The sequence below is a fragment of the Pseudomonas sp. 10S4 genome, from assembly GCF_034344865.1.
In the GTDB taxonomy this organism is placed as follows: Bacteria; Pseudomonadota; Gammaproteobacteria; order Pseudomonadales; family Pseudomonadaceae; genus Aquipseudomonas.
Genome location: NZ_CP133774.1, coordinates 112,968 through 134,255 on the forward strand (window position 1 = coordinate 112,968; position 21,288 = coordinate 134,255).

At 59.7% G+C, this 21,288-nt stretch carries 19 protein-coding genes and 5 pseudogenes; 11 read left to right on the forward strand and 13 right to left on the reverse strand.

Annotation, left to right across the window (positions count from 1 at the left end; genetic code table 11):
- Window positions 1-51: 51 nt before the first annotated feature.
- From RHM58_RS00565 to RHM58_RS00580, 4 genes are all read left to right on the forward strand, one after another.
- Window positions 52-1,074 carry a transporter gene (locus tag RHM58_RS00565; protein ID WP_201257437.1) on the forward strand — a complete coding sequence of 341 codons (1,023 nt, stop codon included), beginning with the start codon at window positions 52-54 and terminating at the stop codon, window positions 1,072-1,074.
- Between the two features lie 280 nt (window positions 1,075-1,354).
- On the forward strand, window positions 1,355-2,968 hold the full coding sequence (locus tag RHM58_RS00570; protein ID WP_201206017.1) for an inorganic phosphate transporter: 1,614 nt from the start codon (window positions 1,355-1,357) through the stop codon (window positions 2,966-2,968).
- A 325-nt stretch (window positions 2,969-3,293) separates the two neighbouring features.
- Window positions 3,294-4,160, forward strand: coding sequence for a hypothetical protein (locus tag RHM58_RS00575; protein ID WP_201257438.1), 867 nt, complete (start codon window positions 3,294-3,296; stop codon window positions 4,158-4,160).
- Complete coding sequence (locus tag RHM58_RS00580) at window positions 4,157-4,879, forward strand: TylF/MycF/NovP-related O-methyltransferase (protein ID WP_123514271.1); 723 nt, start codon at window positions 4,157-4,159, stop codon at window positions 4,877-4,879. Before RHM58_RS00575 ends, RHM58_RS00580 begins: the two co-directional genes overlap by 4 nt.
- Window positions 4,880-5,097: 218 nt before the next feature.
- Here RHM58_RS00580 and RHM58_RS00585 read toward each other — a convergent pair.
- Window positions 5,098-5,493: pseudogene (locus RHM58_RS00585) on the reverse strand (LysR substrate-binding domain-containing protein); the annotation flags it as partial.
- On the opposite strand from RHM58_RS00585, the pseudogene RHM58_RS00590 reads away from it, so the two are divergent.
- Window positions 5,490-5,783, forward strand: a pseudogene (locus tag RHM58_RS00590) (SDR family oxidoreductase); the annotation flags it as partial. The pseudogenes RHM58_RS00585 and RHM58_RS00590 sit on opposite strands and share 4 nt — an antisense overlap.
- 45 nt (window positions 5,784-5,828) lie before the next feature.
- Here the strand turns inward: RHM58_RS00590 and RHM58_RS00595 are convergent.
- Complete coding sequence (locus RHM58_RS00595) at window positions 5,829-6,683, reverse strand: NmrA family NAD(P)-binding protein (RefSeq protein ID WP_322269408.1); 855 nt, start codon at window positions 6,681-6,683, stop codon at window positions 5,829-5,831.
- A 113-nt stretch (window positions 6,684-6,796) separates the two neighbouring features.
- Here RHM58_RS00595 and RHM58_RS00600 point away from each other — a divergent pair, with 113 nt between their 5' ends.
- Complete coding sequence (locus RHM58_RS00600; RefSeq protein WP_322269410.1) at window positions 6,797-7,708, forward strand: LysR family transcriptional regulator; 912 nt, start codon at window positions 6,797-6,799, stop codon at window positions 7,706-7,708.
- A 171-nt stretch (window positions 7,709-7,879) separates the two neighbouring features.
- On the opposite strand, the gene RHM58_RS00605 is transcribed toward RHM58_RS00600, so the two are convergent.
- Window positions 7,880-8,314, reverse strand: coding sequence for a multidrug/biocide efflux PACE transporter (locus tag RHM58_RS00605; RefSeq protein WP_201257441.1), 435 nt, complete (start codon window positions 8,312-8,314; stop codon window positions 7,880-7,882).
- Window positions 8,315-8,403: 89 nt separating this feature from the next.
- Here RHM58_RS00605 and RHM58_RS00610 point away from each other — a divergent pair, with 89 nt between their 5' ends.
- A complete protein-coding gene (locus RHM58_RS00610) occupies window positions 8,404-9,258 on the forward strand; it encodes a LysR family transcriptional regulator (protein ID WP_201206025.1) in 855 nt (284 codons plus the stop codon).
- Between the two features lie 21 nt (window positions 9,259-9,279).
- On the opposite strand, the gene RHM58_RS00615 is transcribed toward RHM58_RS00610, so the two are convergent.
- A complete protein-coding gene (locus RHM58_RS00615) occupies window positions 9,280-10,122 on the reverse strand; it encodes a LysR family transcriptional regulator (protein WP_201206027.1) in 843 nt (280 codons plus the stop codon).
- Between the two features lie 111 nt (window positions 10,123-10,233).
- Here RHM58_RS00615 and RHM58_RS00620 point away from each other — a divergent pair, with 111 nt between their 5' ends.
- Window positions 10,234-10,959: an SDR family oxidoreductase gene (locus tag RHM58_RS00620; RefSeq protein WP_201206029.1), complete on the forward strand. Its 726-nt coding sequence runs from the start codon at window positions 10,234-10,236 to the stop codon at window positions 10,957-10,959.
- Between the two features lie 152 nt (window positions 10,960-11,111).
- Here RHM58_RS00620 and RHM58_RS00625 read toward each other — a convergent pair.
- From RHM58_RS00625 to RHM58_RS00640, 4 genes and pseudogenes are all read right to left on the reverse strand, one after another.
- Window positions 11,112-12,353: pseudogene (locus RHM58_RS00625) on the reverse strand (RNA polymerase sigma factor).
- Window positions 12,353-12,844 (reverse strand): SRPBCC family protein, encoded by a 492-nt coding sequence (locus tag RHM58_RS00630; protein WP_322269412.1) that lies wholly within the window; start codon window positions 12,842-12,844, stop codon window positions 12,353-12,355. Before RHM58_RS00630 ends, RHM58_RS00625 begins: the two are co-directional and overlap by 1 nt.
- Window positions 12,845-12,871: 27 nt before the next feature.
- A complete protein-coding gene (locus RHM58_RS00635; protein ID WP_201257444.1) occupies window positions 12,872-13,216 on the reverse strand; it encodes a YciI family protein in 345 nt (114 codons plus the stop codon).
- A gap of 93 nt (window positions 13,217-13,309) precedes the next feature.
- Entirely contained in the window at window positions 13,310-13,735 is a 426-nt protein-coding gene (locus tag RHM58_RS00640) for a YybH family protein (protein ID WP_322269414.1), read from the reverse strand.
- A gap of 141 nt (window positions 13,736-13,876) precedes the next feature.
- Here RHM58_RS00640 and RHM58_RS00645 point away from each other — a divergent pair, with 141 nt between their 5' ends.
- Window positions 13,877-14,362: a GNAT family N-acetyltransferase gene (locus RHM58_RS00645; RefSeq protein ID WP_201206037.1), complete on the forward strand. Its 486-nt coding sequence runs from the start codon at window positions 13,877-13,879 to the stop codon at window positions 14,360-14,362.
- A gap of 186 nt (window positions 14,363-14,548) precedes the next feature.
- Here the strand turns inward: RHM58_RS00645 and RHM58_RS00650 are convergent, their stop codons facing one another.
- The 3 genes from RHM58_RS00650 to RHM58_RS00660 form a co-directional block, all read right to left on the reverse strand.
- Window positions 14,549-15,037: a GNAT family N-acetyltransferase gene (locus RHM58_RS00650; protein WP_201257445.1), complete on the reverse strand. Its 489-nt coding sequence runs from the start codon at window positions 15,035-15,037 to the stop codon at window positions 14,549-14,551.
- 314 nt (window positions 15,038-15,351) lie between these two features.
- Complete coding sequence (locus RHM58_RS00655; protein ID WP_201257446.1) at window positions 15,352-15,840, reverse strand: GyrI-like domain-containing protein; 489 nt, start codon at window positions 15,838-15,840, stop codon at window positions 15,352-15,354.
- 67 nt (window positions 15,841-15,907) lie between these two features.
- On the reverse strand, window positions 15,908-16,570 hold the full coding sequence (locus RHM58_RS00660; protein ID WP_201257447.1) for a LysE family translocator: 663 nt from the start codon (window positions 16,568-16,570) through the stop codon (window positions 15,908-15,910).
- Window positions 16,571-16,709: 139 nt separating this feature from the next.
- Between RHM58_RS00660 and alaC the strand changes: the two are divergent.
- Window positions 16,710-17,926, forward strand: a pseudogene (alaC, locus tag RHM58_RS00665) (alanine transaminase).
- A 118-nt stretch (window positions 17,927-18,044) separates the two neighbouring features.
- Here alaC and RHM58_RS00670 read toward each other — a convergent pair.
- Both RHM58_RS00670 and RHM58_RS00675 read right to left on the reverse strand, forming a co-directional pair.
- Window positions 18,045-19,398: pseudogene (locus tag RHM58_RS00670) on the reverse strand (GntP family permease).
- A gap of 81 nt (window positions 19,399-19,479) precedes the next feature.
- Window positions 19,480-20,013, reverse strand: a complete 534-nt coding sequence (locus RHM58_RS00675; RefSeq protein WP_201206048.1) for a gluconokinase — start codon at window positions 20,011-20,013, stop codon at window positions 19,480-19,482.
- 215 nt (window positions 20,014-20,228) lie between these two features.
- On the opposite strand from RHM58_RS00675, the gene RHM58_RS00680 reads away from it, so the two are divergent.
- Window positions 20,229-21,260, forward strand: a complete 1,032-nt coding sequence (locus RHM58_RS00680) for a LacI family DNA-binding transcriptional regulator (protein ID WP_201257448.1) — start codon at window positions 20,229-20,231, stop codon at window positions 21,258-21,260.
- Window positions 21,261-21,288: the final 28 nt, after the last annotated feature.

Sequence of the window (21,288 nt, forward strand, 5' to 3'; positions counted from 1 at the left end):
CCCAAGTGAACCTGTGAACCCGCGACAGGCGCTTCCTCTCAGCGAGACCTCATGAACCACAGCATCGACCAAAGCCATCGCGACACTGACTTGTTCGGCCTGCTTTACGGCTTCCGTTTTCGTCCCGGTGAGCGCGGCCGGGAGATCGACTCGGCCGAGGCCCTGCGATGCTTGCAACACACCGAAGACAACGACGAATTCCTCTGGTTGCACCTGAACCTGGCCCACGCCGCGTGCGAGCGCTGGATGAAAAGCCATCTGGAATTGCCCGAGGAGTTTTTCGAGGCGCTGCACGAAGGTTCGCGCTCGACCCGCATCGAGCATGTCGATTCGGCGTTGCTGGCGGTGGTCAACGACGTGGTGTTCAACCTCAGCAGCATGGTGTCTTCGGATGTCTCGACGCTGTGGGTCTGCGCCCGCAGCAAGCTGATCATCAGCGCGCGATTGCAACCGTTGCACTCGGTGGACAAGCTGCGTTCTTCGGTGAAGGCCGGGGAATGCTTTCGCTCACCGCTGGAGTTGCTGGTGCACCTGCTGCGCGATCAGGGCGAAGTGCTGACGCAGATCGTGCGCAAGACCAGCCAGAGTGTCGATCAGATCGAAGATGAGTTGTTGTCTTCGCGGCTGTCGACCAACCGTGCTGAGCTGGGCGCCAATCGCCGGGTACTGGTGCGGTTGCAGCGGTTGTTGGCACTTGAACCGGGGTCGCTATTGCGCCTGCTCAACCGTCCGCCGCAATGGTTGCAGAAGGAGGACGTCAAGGAGCTGCGCAAGTCCACCGAGGAGTTTGCGCTGATCATCAACGACCTCACGGCCCTCGGTGAACGGATCAAGCTGTTGCAGGAAGAAATCGCGGCCAACCTCAACGAACAGAGCAACCGCACGTTGTTCACCCTGACGGTGGTGACAGTGCTGGCATTGCCGATCAACATCATTGCCGGTTTTTTTGGCATGAACGTCGGCGGGATACCGCTCTCGGGCGACCCGGAAGGGTTCTGGATTCTGGTGGCATTGGTCGCGACGTTTACCGTGCTGGCCGGGCGCTGGGCGTTTCGCAAGCGCCAGGATTATTGAGTCACCGCGATCCCTTGTGGCGAGGGAGCTTGCTCCCGCTGGGTTGCGAAGCGACCCCCAGCACTCTCCCAGGCAAACCGTGCCAGCAGGATTAGCGACTGCTTCGCAGCCGAGCGGGAGCAAGCTCCCTCGCCACAGGTCGTGCCTTGCCTGTAGATCAGTAGTGGATTCCGATCAACGGAAATGCAAAAGAAACCCAAACCCTGACCCACCGCAGTCTCTCTGTCATATTTTGAAACGATCATGGGCGATACTCCTTCCTCACTCAGGATTGTCCGTGATGGCTACTCCTTCCTTGTCCGCTGGTCAGGCGCCTGCCCGCAGCGCCAGACCGCACTTCGATAAAAAACCCGGCCTGTTCACCTTCGTGATTTTCTTCGGGGTGCTGGCCAGCGGGTTGTTGTTCACCGCCTACAGCCTGATGCACGACATGCACGAACTCGGCACGGTGGTAACCACCTGGACACCGTTTCTGCTGCTGGGCGTGGCGCTGCTGATCGCCCTCGGTTTTGAATTCGTCAACGGCTTCCACGACACCGCCAACGCGGTGGCCACGGTGATTTACACCAACTCGATGCCGCCGAACTTCGCGGTGGCCTGGTCCGGGTTCTTCAATTTTCTCGGTGTATTGCTTTCGAGTGGCGCGGTGGCGTTCGGTATCATCGCGTTGCTGCCGGTGGAGCTGATTCTGCAAGTCGGCTCCTCCGCCGGGTTCGCGATGATCTTCGCCCTGTTGATCGCGGCGATCCTGTGGAACCTCGGCACCTGGTGGCTGGGCTTGCCGGCCTCCTCGTCGCACACCCTGATCGGCTCGATCATCGGCGTCGGCGTCGCCAATGCCCTGATGCATGGCCGCGATGGCACCAGCGGCGTGGATTGGGCGCAAGCCACCAAGATCGGTTACGCGCTGCTGCTCTCGCCGTTAGTCGGCTTCGGCTTTGCCGCACTGTTGCTGCTGGCCCTGCGGGCGTTCGTCAAGAATCGTGCGCTGTACAAGGCACCGGAAGGTGATGCGCCGCCACCTTGGTGGATTCGCGGTTTATTGATTCTGACCTGCACCGGCGTGTCCTTCGCCCACGGCTCCAACGACGGCCAGAAAGGCATGGGCCTGATCATGTTGATTCTGGTCGGCACCCTGCCGATGGCGTATGCGCTGAACCGCACCATGCCGGCCGATCAAGCGTTGCAGTTCGCCGCCGTCGCCGAAGTCACCCAGCAAGCCCTAGTGAAAAGTGCACCGCTGCCGACACCTGCCGACCCGCGTGCAGTGCTGTCCGATTACGTGCGCAGCAAGGAAGTCACGCCGCAACTGGTGCCCGCCCTCGCCTCGCTGGCCGGCAACATCGGGAACGAAGTGAAGGGCTACGGCTCGCTGTCGAAAGTCCCGGCCGAAGCCATGGGCAACGTGCGTAACGACATGTACCTGACCAGCGAAACCATTCGCCTGATGGACAAGAACAAGGTCGGTAACTTCGACGCTGACACCACCGGCAAGCTGCAACTGTTCAAGCAACAGATCGACAACGCCACGCGCTTCATTCCGCTGTGGGTGAAGATCGCCGTGGCCATCGCGCTGGGGCTGGGCACCATGGTCGGCTGGAAGCGCATCGTGGTGACGGTCGGTGAAAAAATCGGCAAGACCCACCTGACGTATGCCCAGGGCGCGTCGGCCGAAACCGTGGCCATGCTGACCATCGGTGCCGCCGACATGTTTGGCCTGCCGGTGTCCACCACCCACGTTTTGTCTTCAGGGGTGGCCGGGAGCATGGTCGCCAATGGCGGCGGCTTGCAGATGAAGACCATCCGCAACCTGATGATGGCCTGGGTGCTGACCTTGCCGGCGGCGATCCTGTTGTCGGGCAGTTTGTACTGGTTGTTCACCAAATTGTTCTGACCCACCAAGGATTTGTAGGAGCGAAGCTTGCTCGCGAAAGCGATCTGTCAGTCAACATCAGTGTTGAATATGAAATCGCCTTCGTGAGCAAGCTTCGCTCCTACACAGGTCAGTCAAAAGATCGCAGCCTTCGGCAGCTCCTACGGGGGCGAATATGTCCCGGCCTGGTTCATTCCGGAGCCGGGATTTTTTTGCCTGGCCTAAGCATTTCGTCGCAAATGCAGCCGTTCTCACTTTTATTGACCCACCAAGCGATGGATCGCACTTCAGTTTGTTACCGTGGTGCCGATTCTTAAGAGACTCGATGCATTCAGGAGTGCGAACCGTGAATCTGTACATCAATCAGCTTCAGAAAAAAGCTGACTTCAAAGAAGCCATCTACGCCGGCGACATCTTCTTGAACACTGAGCTACGCGCTGCCAAAGCGCTGTGCGCGTTCGCCCAGGAAAGCATCACCGCCGCCTTCAATGGCGAGACTAACCACCAGGCCCTGCATACCTTGATGCCGGTGGAAGAATTCGTTGTGCTGGTGACGCGCCTCAAGGGCCAGTTCACCAACAGTCTGCGCGCCAAGGAATTGATCCTGAGCTTCATCGATGAAATCGGTGTCGACCCGCACGAATACATTTTCGACGTGCCGCGTATTCGCGTCGTGCCCAACTACGAATACCTGCACGCGGGCGTCAGCTACGCCTACAAGCCCCATCGCGATACCTGGTACGGCAGCGTCGATTGCCAGATCAACACCTGGATGCCGGTGCACACCATCAGCCCCGACCAGACCATGATGATCAATGCTGGCTACTTCGACATGCCGGTGAAGAACACCTCCAGCGAATGGAGCCTCAACGACTGGATCAGCAACCAGCGGCATAAAGCCAAGGACAACCTCAAAGAGGAAGTCCGCGTGCACCCAGTGCCGCTGGAAGCGATCAACAGCGCCTCTGAAATGCGCGTGGCCGGCAACACCGGTGACATGCTGATCTTCTCCGGCTCGCACCTGCACGGTACTGTTCCAAACCACACGCAACAGACCCGCTTCAGCGTGGACTTCCGCCTGATGCACCTCGACGACCTCAAGCACAAGCGCGGCGCGATCAACGTCGACAGTGCCTGCCCTGACGTCGGCGCCGGTTTCAAAGACTATTTCCACGCCCACGACTTTTCGAATTTCCAAGGAATCCAGCAATGACCAAGCGTCGCATCACGCCCGCCGAGGCCCAGTACAACGAAACCCGTGCCAACGTCCTGAAACGGGTCGATGCCGAGTACGTGGCCGACGCGCCGTTCGTCTTTGCCAACCGCATTGGCGTAACCGCTGCACTGTCGCGCATGGAGCTGTTCAAGAAAGTCGCCGAAGTACCCGGCGCGATCATTGAGTGCGGCGTGTACAAAGGCAACTCGCTGATGCTTTACATGCACTTGTCGATGATCCTGGAACCCTACGCGATCAACCGCTCGATCATTGGCTTCGACACCTTCGAAGGCTTCCAGAGCATCGACAAGAAAGAAGACCCGGCGGACGTCAACGAGACCATGTTCTCCGACACCGACCAGTCGCTGATCCAGGACATGATCGACGCCAACGACCTGCTGCGCCCGGTCAACCGCATCCCGCGTTGCGAGCTGGTCAAAGGCGACATCGTCAAGACCGTGCCGGAGTGGGTCAAGACTCGCCCGGACCTGGTTGTCGCGATGCTGATCCTCGACACCGACCTGTACGAATCGACCAAAGTCGCGCTGGAAACCTTCCTGCCGTACATGCCAAAAGGCGCGGTCGTGGTGCTGGACGAAGTCGCGTACCGCAACTTCCCAGGCGAAACCAAAGCCCTGCGCGAAGTGCTGGACCTGAACAAAATCGAACTCAAGCGCCTGCCGTTTGATTCGTGCGTAGGCTACTTCCACGTTTGATGCATAACCCTGTGGGAGCGGGCTTGCTCGCGAAAGCGGTCTATCAGTCAACATTTGCGTTGAGTGTTATTCCGTCATCGCGAGCAAGCTCGCTCCCACAGGGGATTACGGTTGATCACAGATTTTGTGTACGCCGTAGGTCCATTGTGGGAGTGAGCCTGCTCGCGATAACGGACTATCTGTCGACATCAGTTTTGCAAGTGCCCCAATCCCACAATTCAATGGGTTGTCGGGATGACTTGTCCCAACCAATCCATGAACGCCCGCACCCGCAAGGGTAAATGCCGTTGCCGTGCATACAGCAGCGACACTTCCATCGACGGCGCGTTGAGTTGCGGCAAGACCGCCACCAGTTCACCGCTCAGCAAGTACAGGTGCATGCCCATCAGCGGCGCCTGGATCAAGCCGAAACCGCCCAGGCACGCCGACTCATAACCATCGGTGTTGTTCACCGTGATGCTGCCGGCCATCGGCACGCGATGCAGCTTGCCCTCTTCCTCGTACAGAAAACCTTCCGAACGCGAACCCAGCACGCCGACGTAATGCACCAGCCGATGCTGCGTCAGGTCTTCGAGTTGCTGTGGCATGCCATAGCGTTGCAAATAGGCCGGGCTATGCAGCGATGAAAGGCGCGATGGAAGCGCTGACTCGGTATCAGGCCAAGGAGTTGGGCGCGCGTGCGATTGCGGTGAACATCCTCGCACTTGGGGCCATCGAAACCGATTTCGGCGGTGGGACCGTGCGTGATAACAGCGCGGTGAACCAGATGGTGGCGAGCAATACAGCCCTGGGTCGCGCCGGTCAGCCGGATGATATTGGTGCGGCGATTGCGCTGCTGCTGTCGCCAGGTGGCCAGTGGATCAACGGCCAGCGCATCGAAGCGTCGGGCGGGATGTTTTTGTAAATAACCCATGGCATGAGCGGGCCGGCATCAGCCCGCTCAACGCGATCAATGGCGCGATAACAGTTGCCCCAAGACCGTCAACAATTCGACCCGGCCCTTGCGCGGTTCGCCTTCAAACTCGATCCAGCCCTCGTTGAAGCCATCGATCATCTGCATCCGTGGCAGTGGATGGTTCATCCCCTGACTTTCGAACAACCCCTGCCACGTCTCCCGAGGCACGCTTTGCATGCGCACCGGTTTGCCCAGCAGTTCGCTGAAACCGGCGCCCAGTTGCAGCGGTGAAATCCGATGTGGGCCTTCCAGTTCGACAATGCGCTGACCGCTCCAGGTTTCCAGCAGCAGTTGCGCCGCCACTCGACCGACGTCAGCGGTAGCAATCATCGGCACTGGTTTTTCCAGCGGTTGCAGGAAGCTCGGAATGACGCCCGAGCCGAGCGCATGCTCGACGTCCCACAAGGCGTTTTCCATGAACCAGGCTGGCCGCAAAAAAGTGACTGGCAGCGCCAGCGAACCCAATGCCAGCTCCAGCAATCGCAATTGATTGAGCAGGTTTGGCTGACTGGCCTGGGCGCCAATGGTCGACAAGCCCACCACTTTGCCGGGGCGTGCAGCTTCCAACGCCGAGCGAATGTTTTCCACCACTTGCCGGGTTTCCGGGAAGCCTGGCGATGGGTCGAAATTCGACGGCATCATCACGAACACCCCTTCTACGCCGGTGAACGCTTCGATCATGGCGTCGCGGTCATCGACATCGGCCACGGCCAATTCACACCCTTGCTGCGCCCACACCGCGCCTTTATCAGCACTGCGAACCACCGCACGCACAGTGTGCCCGGCGGCCAGCAACGTCCGGGCGACCGCGCCGCCCACTTTCCCGGTAATGCCCATGACTGCGTACATCAGCTGTTCTCCTGCTCGAGGGCGACGGTTATCGCGTTGGGCAGATTATTGAGCGCAAGGCAGACATTCTCCGATAGCATGAATGTCATTGAACAAATGACCAGGAATCACCAATGAGCTTTGACGCCAGTCTCGCCAGCGGCATGGGTGTGTTCAGCGCGGTGGTCGATGGCGGCAGTTTTGTCCGCGCCGCCGAGGTGTTGGAGCTGACACCGTCCGGGGTCAGCCGGGCCATCGCCCGACTGGAGAAACGCCTGGGTATCCGGCTGTTTGATCGCACCACCCGCACCGTCACTCTCACCGATGAAGGTCGGCGCTTCCATGGGGAAATCGCGCCGCTGCTGGCCAGTCTGGAAGAAGCCGCCAACTCGGCCTCGACCAGCGCCACTCAGGTGCGCGGCCGGCTGCGGGTCAACATGGACCCCTATTTCTCGCGGCTGATTCTGGGACCGCAGTTGGGGCAGTTCATGACGCGCTATCCCGAGCTGTACCTGGAACTGCAAACCCGCGATCAACTCGGCGACATGGTGGCGGACGGCTTTGACCTGGCGGTGCGTTTCGGTCATCCAACGTCCTCGTCGCTGGTGGCGCGCAAGTTACTGGAAGTGCGAGTCCTGACCCTCGCCTCGCCGGCGTACCTGAAGCGTCATGGCCGACCGCTGGCGCCGCTGGACATGGAGGACGAGCGGCATGTGTGCGTGCAGTTCCGTGACCCGCAAACCGCCCGGCCGTTTGGCTGGGAATTTCATCGCCCGGGCCGCGCGGTGCTGCATGTGCAGCCGCATTGCCGGTTGCTGGTCAATGATGTCGGCACCTTGCACAGTGTTTGCGAAAGCGGCCAGGCCATCGCCCAGGTGCTGGATTTAGGGATTGCTCCGGCGTTGGCCGAAGGACGGTTGGTGGAGTTGTTTCCCGATTGGCCGGATGAGCGATTTCCGTTGTACGCGCTGTACCCGTCGCGGCATTTGCCGGCGGCGAAGGTTCGGGCGTTTTTGGAGTTTGTGGGTGAGTTGTGTGGCGAATAACCCAGGCATCACACAGACCCTGTGGCGAGGGAGCTTGCTCCCGCTCGGCTGCGAAGCAGTCGTAAAACCATCCAACGCGGTTCCTCCCGATGCACCGCGGTTTGCCATTTTGGGACCGCTTCGCGCTCCAGCGGGAGCAAGCTCCCTCGCCACAAAAGCTAGTTGTGCCTCTTAACGCAGCGCTCGGCTCATCAACATCCGCTCCCGCACCACGTCATACCCCCAGTGGTAAACGTAGGTGTATGGCAGGAAGAACAGCAGCACACCGATGTCCAGCAGGAACGCCTGCCACAGACTGACGCTCAGCCACCAGGCAATCAGCGGCACGCCCATCACGATCAGGCCGCCTTCAAACAACAACGCGTGCACCACCCGGACCCAGGCGTTGCGCACAATATCCAGACGCTTGAGCAACCGGTCGAACATGCCGTTGAAGATCACGTTCCAGATCAGGGCAAGCGCGGCGATGGCCATGGTGACGAGACCCATTTCCACCATCGGTTTGTCCATGACCCAGGCCAGCAGCGGGGTGCAGATCATCACGGCGAGCGTTTCGAAACCGACGGCCTGGAAAATACGTTCAGTAATGGATTTGTTGGCGTTCATGGCCAGACTCCCTGAGTGACTGTGGTTGCCATGATCTGTCAGCACACCGATACTTCATAACCAATAACCATCGATCAAGGCGATAGTTCATGGCCTCTCACGAAGTGTTGCTCGCGTTTGTCCAGGCCGCGACCCAAGGTTCGTTTTCCGCGGCGGCACGCAAACTCGGGCGCAGTCAGTCGACCATCAGCGCCGCCGTGGCGAGCCTGGAAATCGACCTGAACCTGGTTCTGTTCGACCGCAGCAGCCGCAAGCCCAGCCTGACCCCGGCCGGGCACGTGATGCTGCAACGGGCCGAAGAAATCCTCGCCGCCACCAGTCGCCTGGAAATGACCGCCAGCCAATTGTCCCAGGGGGTCGAGGCAAAGCTGACCGTGGCGATTTCCGACACTTATCAGTCCGACCGTTTCGAAGCGGCCCTGAGTGCGTTCGAGCAGCGTTATCCGGACCTGGAGCTTGAATGCCTGATCGCCGAATGCGACGACCTGGTGGCCTTGCTGCAACGGGGGCGGGCTCAAGTCGCCTTTGCCGAAATGCAGGACAGTTACCCGCCGGACCTGGTCAGTTCGACTGTCGATGAGCGCACGGAAATCGCGTTGTTCGTTGCCCAAAAGCACCCGTTGGCGACGCTCAGCGGGATCGATCAAGACGTGTTGCGACAGCACCGGGAGTTGCGTCTGGCGACCATCGTCAACCCGTATGAAAGCCGCGCCAAGGGCCGGGTCTGGTCGGCGCCGAGTTACTTGATGCTGCTGGAAATGGCTCAGGGCGGATTCGGCTGGGCACCGCTGCCGCGTTGGCTGGTGGGGCGGTTTGGCGCCGGGTCGCTGGTAGAACTGGAGGTGCGGGGCTGGCCAAAACCGGTGTATGTCGATGCACTGTGGTCACGGCTGCATCCGCCGGGGCCGGCGGGGAGTTGGCTATTGAGCAAGATGCTGGAATGAGATCTTTTGATTTTGGTTTTGTTATGCAGCCTCAACCTCTACCGGCCGATTCACCTGAAAATACTCATGCAACCCCCGCAACGCCGGCAACTCCAGCGCCTGCGCCGCGTAACACAACCCGACCCGACGCGTCGGTGCCGGCAGGTGCAAGGCGCGGGTCACGACCCGTTCGTGCCCACTGACCAACGACTGCGGCAACATCGCCACACCGACCCCGGCGGCGACCATGTGCAGCGCCTGTTTCAATGACCCTGCTTGCCCCGCCACCGCTTCCGGCGAACGCCCGTACAACGCCATCAAGCGCTGATGGGACGGATGTTGCGGGCAGGTGATCCAGTCATCGATCGGCGCCCAGGCCTGTCCCGATTCCGCCGATGCCATCGGATGCCCGACCGGCAACGCCATCACATAGGACTCTTCCCACAATGGCAGGAACAATTCGTCCTCGCAGCACATCTCTTCCACCGCCAACCGACCGTCGCCGTGACAGCCTTCTTCCAGCGTCAGCAGCAGGTTGGGCAGCGCCTGATGAGCCATGCGCACGAAGGCTTCGATCTGACGATCCGCGATATCGCCTTCAATGCCCAAGGTTAGCGGCGCACGGTTTTCCCGGCCCCGAAACAAACGGCTCAAGGCCTCGGCTTCGGCCACCATCCGCCGCGCTTGCGGATACAGCACCCGCGCCTCGTCACTGACCTCGACACCTCGGGGCTGACGTACAAACAGCACGGCACCCATTTCTTCTTCGAGTTGCTTGATGGTCACGGATAACGTCGGCTGACTGATGAACAGCCGCTGGGCCGCCGAGGTGATATTGCGTTCCTCGAACACCGTGAGGAAGGCTTTGAGATGACGGATATCCATAGGAAATTCCGATAGCAGACAGAGGAATAAGGCATTTTTCAGCCTGAACGGCGGTAAATATACTGCGCCCCACGTTCAGATATTTGTTTTTCTTATTTCAGGAGTCTAGCCATGAGCAAGCCATTGATCATCATCACCGGGGCCAGTTCGGGCATTGGCGAAGCCGCTGCAAGGCTGTTGAGCGCTGCCGGCCATCCACTGTTGCTGCTGGCCCGTCGGGTTGAACGCCTGGAGGCGTTGGAACTGCCGAACACCCTGAGCCGCCGCGTCGACATCACCGACCGCGCCGCCCTGCTCGCGGCAGTCGCCGAAGCTGAAGCGCAATTCGGCCCGGCGGATGCCTTGATCAACAACGCCGGGGTGATGCTGCTGGGTGAAATGACCAAGCAGGACCCGGCCCAGTGGGACCAGATGCTCGACGTCAATGTGAAGGGTTTGCTCAACGGCGTGCACGCGGTGGTCGCGGGGATGGTCGAGCGCAAACACGGGACGATCATCAACATCAGCTCGGTGGCCGGACGCAAGACGTTCCCGAATCACGTGGCGTATGTCGGCACCAAGTTCGCGGTGCATGGTTTGTCGGAAAACCTGCGTGAAGAGTTGTCGCCGCACAATGTGCGGGTCATCACCATTGCACCGGGCGCGGTGGAAACCGAGCTGTTGAGCCACACCACCGATGAGGCGATCAAGACCGGTTACCAGGCCTGGAAACAGGACATGGGCGGTACAGTGTTGAGTGCCGAGGATGTGGCTTCGGCGATTGCTTATGCGTATCAGCAGCCGCAGAACGTATGTGTTCGCGAGATCGTGTTGACCGCGACTCGGCAGCAGGCCTGATCCTTTATCGCCGGTCCTGATGACGCTTTCGCGAGCAAGCCCGCTCCCACAGTGGATCCTCGGTGTGCATACAATCTGTGGCACACAGGCGATCATATGTGGGAGCCGGGCTTGCTCGCGAAGAGGCCGGCAATCATAAAGCACCTCCCGAATCATTCCAGATCCCTGAGCCGCCCCTCGATAAACCGCCGCTCCGGCTCTTGCTGCGTCAGTTCAAGCGCCCGTTGATACGCCTCCCGCGCCTCTTCCACCCGTCCCAACTGCCGACAAAACTGTGCTCGCGCCGAGTGCACCAAGTGGTAATCGCGCAACTCCCCGCGCGCCAGTATCCCTTCCACCACCGTCAACCCCGCCAACGGTCCATCGCGCATGGCCAGCGCCACCGCACGGTTCAGTTCGATTACCGGCGACGGCACCGCCCGCAGCAACAAGTCATACAAGCCAACAATCTGCGGCCAATCGGTCTCCCCCGCCGTCGGTGCTTCGGCATGCACCGCCGCAATCGCCGCTTGCAGGCAATACGGCCCGAAGCGCCGCAAAGTCAGCGCCCGCTCCACCAATGCACAACCTTCGGCAATCATCCCGGCGTCCCACAAAGAACGATCCTGCTCATCCAGCAGGATCAGCTCGCCAGTGTCCGAGGTCCGGGCCGGGCGCCGCGATTCATGCAACAGCATCAGCGCCAGCAACCCCATTACCTCGGGCTCGGGCAACAATTCCATCAACAAGCGCCCAAGGCGAATCGCTTCGCGGGTCAGATCTTCCCGGGTCAGTTCGGCGCCGATGGACGCCGAGTAACCTTCGTTGAACACCAGGTAAATCACTCGTAACACGCTGTCGAGGCGCTCGGGCAACTCGGCCAGTGACGGTACTTGATAAGGGATTTTCGCGTCACGAATCTTCGCTTTGGCCCGCTGACGATCGGGCGCTGGGCGATGGTGGCCGGCGCCGAGAGGAAGGCCCGGGCGATTTCTTCCGTGGTCAGGTCACAGACTTCGCGCAAGGTCAGCGGCACTTGGGCGTCGGCCGCGAGCGCCGGATGGCAGCAGGTGAAGATCAGCCGCAAGCTGGTCGTCTTCCACGTCTTCGTCACTCCAGTCGGCCTGTTCCAGCGCTTCCAACTGAGCGATCAACATCGGTCGCGACGCGTTGAAACGAGCGCGCCGACGCAACACGTCGATGGCCTTGAAGCGCCCGGTGGACACCAGCCAGGTCCGTGGATTGTCCGGCACACCATCGCGCTGCCAGCGCTCGACCGCGACGAAGAAGGCCTCGTGCAAGGCCTCTTCGGCGAGGTCGAAATCGCCGAGCAAACGGATCAGCGTCGCGAGAATCCGCCGCGAGTCTTCGCGGTAGACCTGCTCGACCCGCGCCTTGACGGCCTCGGCCGACATCAGTCCGGCATGCCTTCAGTCACCAGTGTCACCAGGCGATCGAGGCTCTGCCCCCAGCCGTCGTGGAAACCCATGGCCTCATGGGCCTGGCGATCTTCTTCGCTCCAGTGCATGGCGCGGGCGGTGTAGAGGGTTTTGCCGCCCTGGTCTTCGAGGGTCACTTCGGCACTCATGAACGGTTTGCCCGACGGAATCCAGCCGGGGATAAACGCGTCGGTGAACACCAGTCGCTCAGGCGCGACGATCTCCAGAAACACGCCCATTGTCGGGTACTCGCTGCCGTCCGGGGCGCGCATCAAGGTGCGAAACTGGCCGCCGACCCACAGGTCCATTTCGCACTCCGGCGTGGTCATGCCGTGCGGCCCCCACCATTGGACGAGCAAGGCCGGCTCGGTCCAGGCACGAAAGATTTTGCGGCGTGGCGCGTCGATCAGGCGGCTGATCGACAACTCAAATGGGGCAGGTTGTTTTTTAATCGGTTGTGGGCTCATGCAGATCTCCTGTTTATTTTTGATTGTTCAGGGATTCAACTGGCGAACGGGACGGACCTCGACGCAGCCGACCCGGGCCGCCGGAATATTGCCGGCGACCTGGATGGCTTCATTAAGGTCTTTGGCATCGATCAGGTAGAAGCCGGCCAACTGCTCCTTGGTTTCGGCAAACGGGCCATCGGTGATCGATAGTTTGCCGTTGCGCATACGCACGGTAGTGGCGGTCTGCACCGACTCCAGCGCCTCGGCGGCGAGCATCCGGCCGCTGCCCTGGATCGACTCGGCATAGGCCATGCATTCGGCGTCTTCGGGGCTGTCGGGCAGTGAGTGCAGCGCCTGCTCGTTGCTGTAAACCAGGCATAGGTATTTCATGGGGCTCTCCGTGATCGGCTGATCAACTATGGCTGCTGTTGGGTGGGGTGGCTGCTTTTCCGACGAATAAGCTCGACGAATTGGCCCGGGCGATCAGGGTTGCAGGCCGAACAGCGCAGTGCCGGTCATCATGTCGAACGGCGCCGACCAGTGCTCATGGATGATCTGCCAGAGCCCCGACTCTTGCCGATAGCACGCGGTGACGCGCATCCAGCAGGCCTGGGTTTCGCCCTTGTCATTGGTGCCACCGCAATGGGCCAGCCAATGAGCGAACGCGACTTCTTGCGACGCCTCGATGTCGAGTTCATGGAATTCGAAGATGTGCGGGCCGGGGCACATTTCCAGGCATTCCTGCCAATGCGCGCGGTACGCCGCTTTACCCTTGAATTGCAGGGCCTTGACCGCGTCGAAGGAGACGATGTCGTCGGCGTACAAGGCCATGACTTTTTCCACGTCCTTGGCGATGACAGCCTGGCGGTAGGTTTCGATCAGGTTGCGAATTTGGGTTTGCGCATTCATGGCGGTTCTCCATGTTTTTTGTTGTGAAGACACCCTTAGTCGTTCGGCGAAAAGCCAAATCGACAACCAAAATAAAAATAATCCAACAACGCAAACTCGCTAGAATCCGAAGCTCATTTCTATTGGGAAAAGGACACTCCAGTGACAGCCCTACTTGTGCCATACGAAAGCCTGAATGCGTTGCAGCGCCAACAGGTCGAGGCCATTGAAGTCCATTCGGAACAGATCAAGTTTAGCGGCGACATCCATGGTGCATTGCACACCCTGCTGTCCAAACCCGGCCCCGGCGTCAAAGGCTTTGCCTTATTGGTCGAAGAGATTCCCGTGGCGTTCCTGCTGCTCAAGCGCCCACCGGTTTTACCCGCCTGGGCGAATGAACACAGCGCCACGTTGCACGCCTTGCAGGTCGATCAACGCGCCCAGGGCAAAGGTTACGGCAAGGCCTGCCTGCAAGCCCTGCCCACAGCCGCGCGCCAGGCGTTCCCGGAAATAAAAGGGCTGGAATTGTCGGTGGATGCCGACAATGAAGCGGCTATTGCGTTGTATGCCCGATATGGCTTTGTCGACAGCGGCGAGGCGTACAAGGGCCGGATCGGTTACGAGCGGCGGATGGGTTTGGTTTTCTGAATCGCTTAGGGAAAAACGATGCCGAAGACTACGATCGGGAGGCGTCGGCTCGGGTGCGCGACAGCCTCTATTAGAGATTGAGATCTTCCGATCGCCTTCGCGGGCAAGCCTCGCTCCTACAGGATCGCGCGGGACCTGTAGGAGCGAGGCTTGCCCGCGAAAGCAATTTACGCTGCACCGAATCAATCAGAGCTCAAGCACCATCTCATGCCACGCCATCCCGCCATGATCCGACGCCGAGGGCTTGATGTAGGCAAACCCGAACCCGGCATACAGCGGAACATGCCGTTCCTTGCACATCAGGTGGATGCTGGCCTTGCCCATCGCGCGCATCCGCTCGATGAACTCACCCATCAAGCGCTTTGCCAAGCCAAGCCCCTGATAATCCGGATGCACCACCACCGACATGATCACCACATGGGGACCTGCCGGGTCGTGGCCGATCAGTTCCTTGAACGCTTCGTCCGACATTTCCACCTCAAACGCCGCACCGGAATTGACGAAACCGGCTACAACGCCATCGACTTCAGCCACGATAAAGCCCTCTGGCCAGGTGGCGATGCGGGTGGCGATTTTTTCCCGAGTGGCGGCTTCGTCGCCTTCGTAGGCGACGGTTTCGATGGCGTAGCAGCGTTCCAGATCGGCAGGCGTGACGTGGCGGATGACGGTGTTCATGGCAGCTCGGTTTCAGCGATGGAAAGGTGGGAGATCATAAATTAATAAGGTGTTCATATCGATCACCGCAAGCGCCGTAAAGCCTGCGTATAGGCGCTGTCATTGCTCAATAATTCAGACTATTTGTGTTTCCTGTCTCTGATCATCAATAGGGAAACACACCATGAGCAGCGTTCAGATCGGCCTTCTTATGCTGTTGGGCATCAGCACCTTTGGCTTCATTACCTTGTCTGTCGACCTGTTGCGGGCGCGACGGATGAAGCAAGGTAAATGAGAAGTCGAGAGGCGGACGCGTGGTCCGCCTCTCGCGGTATTCATTCGGGTTTGAGCGGCAGCCAGATTTCCAGCACGCCGGTATTGAGCTTCGGGTTGAAGTCCTCGCTGTAGCGTTCAAACTCCGGGGCATCCGCCGCCGCGCGACCAGACTGCGGCAACCAGGTTTTCCAGATGTACTGAAAGGTCTGCGCCAAGGTGTCCAGTGAACCCTGGTGTTCGAAGACTGCGTAATGCTGTGGCTGAACCTCGACCCAGCGATACTTCTCAGGCAGGTCGTCGAGCTTGCTGATTTCGACGCCGGCGATGTACTCGAAACCGCCCTTGCCGTCGGGATTGCAGCAGATGCCGTAGGTCACTTCGCCTTTTTGACCTGGAATTTTGCCAATCTCGGGAATGAATTTGTCCCAGAGATCGGGGATTTTCTTCGAGGTTTCCTGGGTAAATCGCCCGCCAAACCCGGCAATGAGCAGGAAATGCCCGCTCTCGAATCGTGGCTCGGCCGGTTTGACGCGTGTTTGCTCATCCATGACTCGACTCCTGGTACAAAAAAGTGGGTTCGGCTGGAAGTATAGAAGCCAAACCCGATTCGCCCAATCAGAGGCCGGGAAGCTGCCCGACGGCAGCCTTTTCGATGAACTCGTTATAGCCCGATAGAATCACGTAAACCGCGAAATAGCAGAAGATCGCTGCTGATGCCATATAGGAATAGCGCAGTAACTTGTCACCCAGCAATTTGCCGCCATGGCTCGCAGCGAAGCACAAACCGGCACTCCAGAGCAGACCGGCACAGAGAAACCCACCAAGGAACAACGCAGAACTGAGTGCACCACCACCGCCGGAACGCGCGATCAGCGTGCCGCCCACCGCGGCGAACCAGAGAATCGCGCTAGGCGACGACATCGCCAGGAAAATGCCACGAAAAAATTCTTTGCGGTGCGAGTTCTGACCGACTTCGGCGGTCTGGGCCAACGCTGCTTCGTGGTGAATCGCCGAATAAATCATCTTCGCCGCGAAGTACACCAGCAGCGCCGAACCACCGATCCACAGTACCCAGCGCACGGTTTCGTATTGCAGCAAAACGGTCATACCGGCCAGAGCCAGCACGGCGTAGATCAGGTCGCCGACACACGTCCCCAACCCCAGCGCAAAGCCTTGAAAATAGCCGCGCTGCATCGCCAAAGTGATCATTGCAATGTTGGCCACGCCGATATCCAGGCACAGCGAAAGGCTCAGCAAGAAGCCGCTGCTAAATTCCATCAACCCGTTTCCTTCGGAAAAAATTGTTCACATAGTCGCTGGACAGTGTGCCACATCAGCCCTTACATTCCGCCACAGGCCACCGCAGTGGCCAGCGTCGCTCGGACGGTTCCGGGCGCTCACGTTATCCGAGGCAACAATGGCTAACCCAGGTTCGCCGCGCCGCTTTGCGCGCATAGATCGACTCCCCCTTACGTATTCAACATCACTGCCGAGCTGAAGATGGCCGCCCGTCGTCGTGGCGAAGACATCATCGACTTCAGCATGGGCAACCCTGATGGCCCGACCCCGCCGCACATCGTCGAAAAACTGGTGACCGTCGCCCAGCGCGAAGACACCCACGGTTATTCAACGTCCAAAGGCATTCCACGTCTGCGCCGGGCGATTTCCAATTGGTACAAGGATCGCTACGAGGTCGACATCGACCCGGAAACCGAAGCCATTGTCACCATCGGCTCCAAGGAAGGCCTGGCACACTTGATGCTGGCCACCCTCGACCAGGGCGACACCGTGCTGGTGCCAAACCCGAGCTACCCGATTCACATCTACGGCGCGGTGATTGCCGGCGCCCAGGTGCGTTCGGTGCCGTTGATACCGGGCGTGGACTTCTTCGCCGAACTGGAAAGCGCGATTCGCGGCTCGATCCCGAAACCGAAGATGATGATCCTTGGCTTCCCGTCGAACCCTACCGCTCAATGCGTAGAGCTGGATTTCTTCGAACGAGTGATCGCCCTCGCCAAACAGTACGACGTTTTGGTGGTGCACGACCTCGCCTACGCCGACATCGTCTACGACGGCTGGAAAGCCCCGTCGATCATGCAAGTGCCAGGCGCCAAGGACATCGCAGTGGAGTTTTTCACCCTGTCCAAGAGCTACAACATGGCGGGCTGGCGGATTGGTTTCATGGTCGGTAACGCTGAACTGGTCAACGCCTTGGCGCGGATCAAGAGTTACCACGACTACGGCACCTTCACTCCGCTACAAGTTGCAGCGATTGCCGCGCTCGAAGGCGATCAGCAGTGCGTCAAAGACATCGCCGAGCAGTACCGCCAGCGTCGCAACGTGCTGGTCAAAGGCCTGCATGAACTGGGCTGGATGGTCGAAAATCCGAAAGCATCGATGTACGTCTGGGCCAAAATTCCCGAGGCCTATGCACATTTGGGCTCGCTGGAATTCGCCAAGAAAATGCTCGCCGAGGCGAAGGTTTGCGTCTCGCCGGGGGTAGGATTCGGCGAATACGGGGATGATCATGTGCGCTTCGCACTGATCGAAAACCAGGACCGGATTCGTCAGGCCGTGCGCGGGATTCGCGGGATGTTCCGGGCGGATGGGTTGGTAGCAAAAACCAACGCCTGACACACACCAATGTGGGAGCGGGCTTGCTCGCGAAGAGGGCCTGACATTCAACGATGATGTTGACTGTCAGACCGCTTTCGCGAGCAAGCCCGCTCCCACATTTGGTTTTGCGGTGTACTTAGACCACCAGCGACAACAACATAATGAAGCCCAGCGCGACCACAGACAGGATGGTTTCCATCGCAGTCCAGGTCTTGAAGGTTTCCGCTACGGTCATGTTGAAGTACTGCTTCACCAGCCAGAAACCCGCGTCGTTGACGTGAGACAGCACCAACGAACCGGCACCGGTGGCCAACACCAGCAGCTCACGGTTCACACCTGGAATCATCCCCACCACCGGCACCACGATGCCCGCGCCAGTAATGGTCGCCACGGTCGCCGAACCCGTTGCTACGCGAATCACCGCCGCTACCAGCCAGGCCAGAAGGATCGGCGAGATCTGCGCGTTCACTGCCATGTGGCCGATCACGTCACCCACACCGCTGGTGACCAGCATCTGCTTGAAACCACCACCGGCACCGATGATCAGAATGATCGCCGCAGTCGGCGCAAGACTCGAATCCAGCAGTTTGAGAATCTGTTTGGAGCCGATGCCCTGACGATGGCCGAAGGTGTACAGCGACAACAGTAACGCCAGCAACAGTGCCGAAATCGGGTGACCGATCAGGTCCATCCAGTTGCGGAAGAAATGCCCGTCCGGCAGTGCCACGTCGGCAAAAGTCTTGAGCAGCATCAGGAACACCGGCAGCAGCACGGTGATCAGGGTGATGGCGAAGCTCGGCAGGGTCGTGGCTTGTGGCTCGCGCGCCAGTTGATCCACCAGTTCCTGGTTAGCATGGCCGGGAATGTACTTGGCGATGAACGTGCCGTAGATCGGGCCGGCAATGATGGCCGTCGGCAACGCAACGATCAGGCCGTACAGAATGGTTTTACCGATGTCGGCACCGAACACGCCGATGGCCAGCAGCGGACCGGGGTGCGGAGGCACCAGGCCGTGCACCGCCGACAGACCGGCCAACAGCGGGATACCGATCTTGATGATCGACACGCCGGTACGCCGGGCAACGATGAACACCAATGGAATCAGCAACACGAAGCCGATTTCGAAGAACAGCGGAATACCGACCAGGAACGCCGCGAACATCATGGCCCACTGCACGCGTTCTTTACCGAACGCGCGAATCAGCGTCTGGGCAATCTGATCCGCCCCGCCTGATTCGGCCATCATTTTGCCGAGCATGGTGCCCAGCGCCAGGATGATCCCGACAAAACCAAGCACACCACTCGAAGCCGTCCTGGAACGCCTTGAGAATGGTGCCTACCGGCATGCCGGAAGTCAGGCCGAGGAAACCGGCGGCAATGATCAGGGCAATGAACGGGTGCAGCTTGAACTTGGTGATCAGGAAGATAAGCCCGATCACAGTGACCACTGCATCTAGCAGTAGAAAGGTTTCATGGGACATGCCAAACATGGGGGGTGTCTCCTGTTTGTTGTTGTTATGAAAGCAATTATTCAAAAGCTATCAGGACAGCGCTATCTCTTGGAGCAAGACTTAACCGGCGAGTTTCAAACCGTGTTTGAGCCACCAGGCTTGAGCTTGTTGAGCCAATTCGTCGACGCTGTGATTCGAGGCGTCGAGGGCCAGGGTCAAGGGTTCGCCGACTGGCGACTCAAGGGTGGCGAACTGGCTGTCGATCAGGGTCGACGGCATGAAGTGGCCCGGTCGATGGGACACCCGCTCGGCGGCGACTTCAGGGGTCAGCTCAAGGAACACAAAGCCCAGGCCCGGCAAGGCACTGCGCAGTACTTCGCGGTAACTGTGTTTGAGGGCCGAACAGGTCAGCACCGGGCGTTCGCCCTTGGCATCGACGCGGCGCAGTTCATCGCACAGGCTGTCGAGCCAGCCGGCACGGTCTTCGTCATTCAGGGGAATACCCGCGCTCATCTTTTCGATATTGGCGGCAGGGTGGAAAGTATCGCCTTCAATGGCAGTCGCGCCGCTGAGTTGGCACAAGGCCTCGCTGACGCAAGTCTTGCCGCAACCGGCAACGCCCATGATGACCAGGGCGGTGATGGGATGATTCATGAAACACCTCAGCGCGCAGACAGCGCTACCTTTGCCAGTTATGACACTAGACCAAAAGTAGAAGTTGCCGACGCCTTCTTGTCATTTTTGTGGGTTGCAGCATGTTCGTTCCCAACGCCAAAAAGCGAGGATCAGGCAAAACTCGCTTACGCATTTGCAGCTGCTTCGGGACAGCGCTACCTTAGTGCCTTGAATTTTGTTTGGCAAGCCGCCCGATGACCTCCCCTAAAAACGACAAAAATACACGCACCACCGGCCGCCCTACCCTCAATGAAGTCGCGCGCCTGGCCGGCGTCAGTCCGATTACCGCTTCCCGGGCCTTGCGCGGTGTCAGCACCGTGGCCACCGAACTGGTGGAAAAAGTCCAGAAAGCGGCGCTTGAGCTGAACTACGTGGTCAACCCCGCCGCCCGCGCCCTCGCCTCGGCCCAGAGCCATTCGGTGGTGGTGTTGGTGCCGTCGCTGTCCAACCTGTTGTTCATCGACACCCTGGAAGCCATTCATCAGGTTCTTCGGCCCAAGGGCTTTGAAGTGCTGATCGGCAACTTCCATTACTCGCGCGATGAAGAAGAAAACCTGCTGCGTAACTACATGGCCTATCAGCCACGCGGCTTGCTGCTGACCGGTTTCGACCGCACCGAAAGCTCGCGACGGATGATCGAGGCGAGCAATATTCCCTGCGTGTATATGATGGAACTGGACAGCGGCGCGGGCCTTAATTGCGTCGGTTTCTCGCAACTGGCCGCTGGCGAAACGGCAGCCGAGCATCTGCTGTCCCGCGGTCGCAAACGCCTGGCCTACATCGGCGCGCAGCTCGACCAACGCACCTTGTTGCGCGGCGAAGGTTTCCGCAAATCCCTGCAAAAGGCCGGCTTGTATGACCCGGACCTCGAAGTGCTGACCCCGCGCGCGTCCTCCGTCGGTTTGGGCGGCGAACTGTTCCTGCAACTGCTGGCCAGCCATCCGGACGTCGATGCGATCTTCTTTGGCAACGACGACCTGGCCCAGGGTGCACTGCTCGAAGCCATGCGTTGCGGGATCAAGATCCCCGAGCAAGTGGCGATCCTCGGCTTCAACGACCTGCCGGCCTCGGCGCACATGGTGCCGCGCCTGAGCAGCATCAGCACCCCACGCGAAGCCATCGGCCGGCGCGCGGCGGAACAGATGCTGACGCTGATGGCCGGCAATGCAGTGGCCAAACCGGTGCAGGACATGGGGTTTGAGTTGAAGGTGCGGGAAAGCACCTAAGGCCAACCGCAGTCCATTGTGGCGAGGG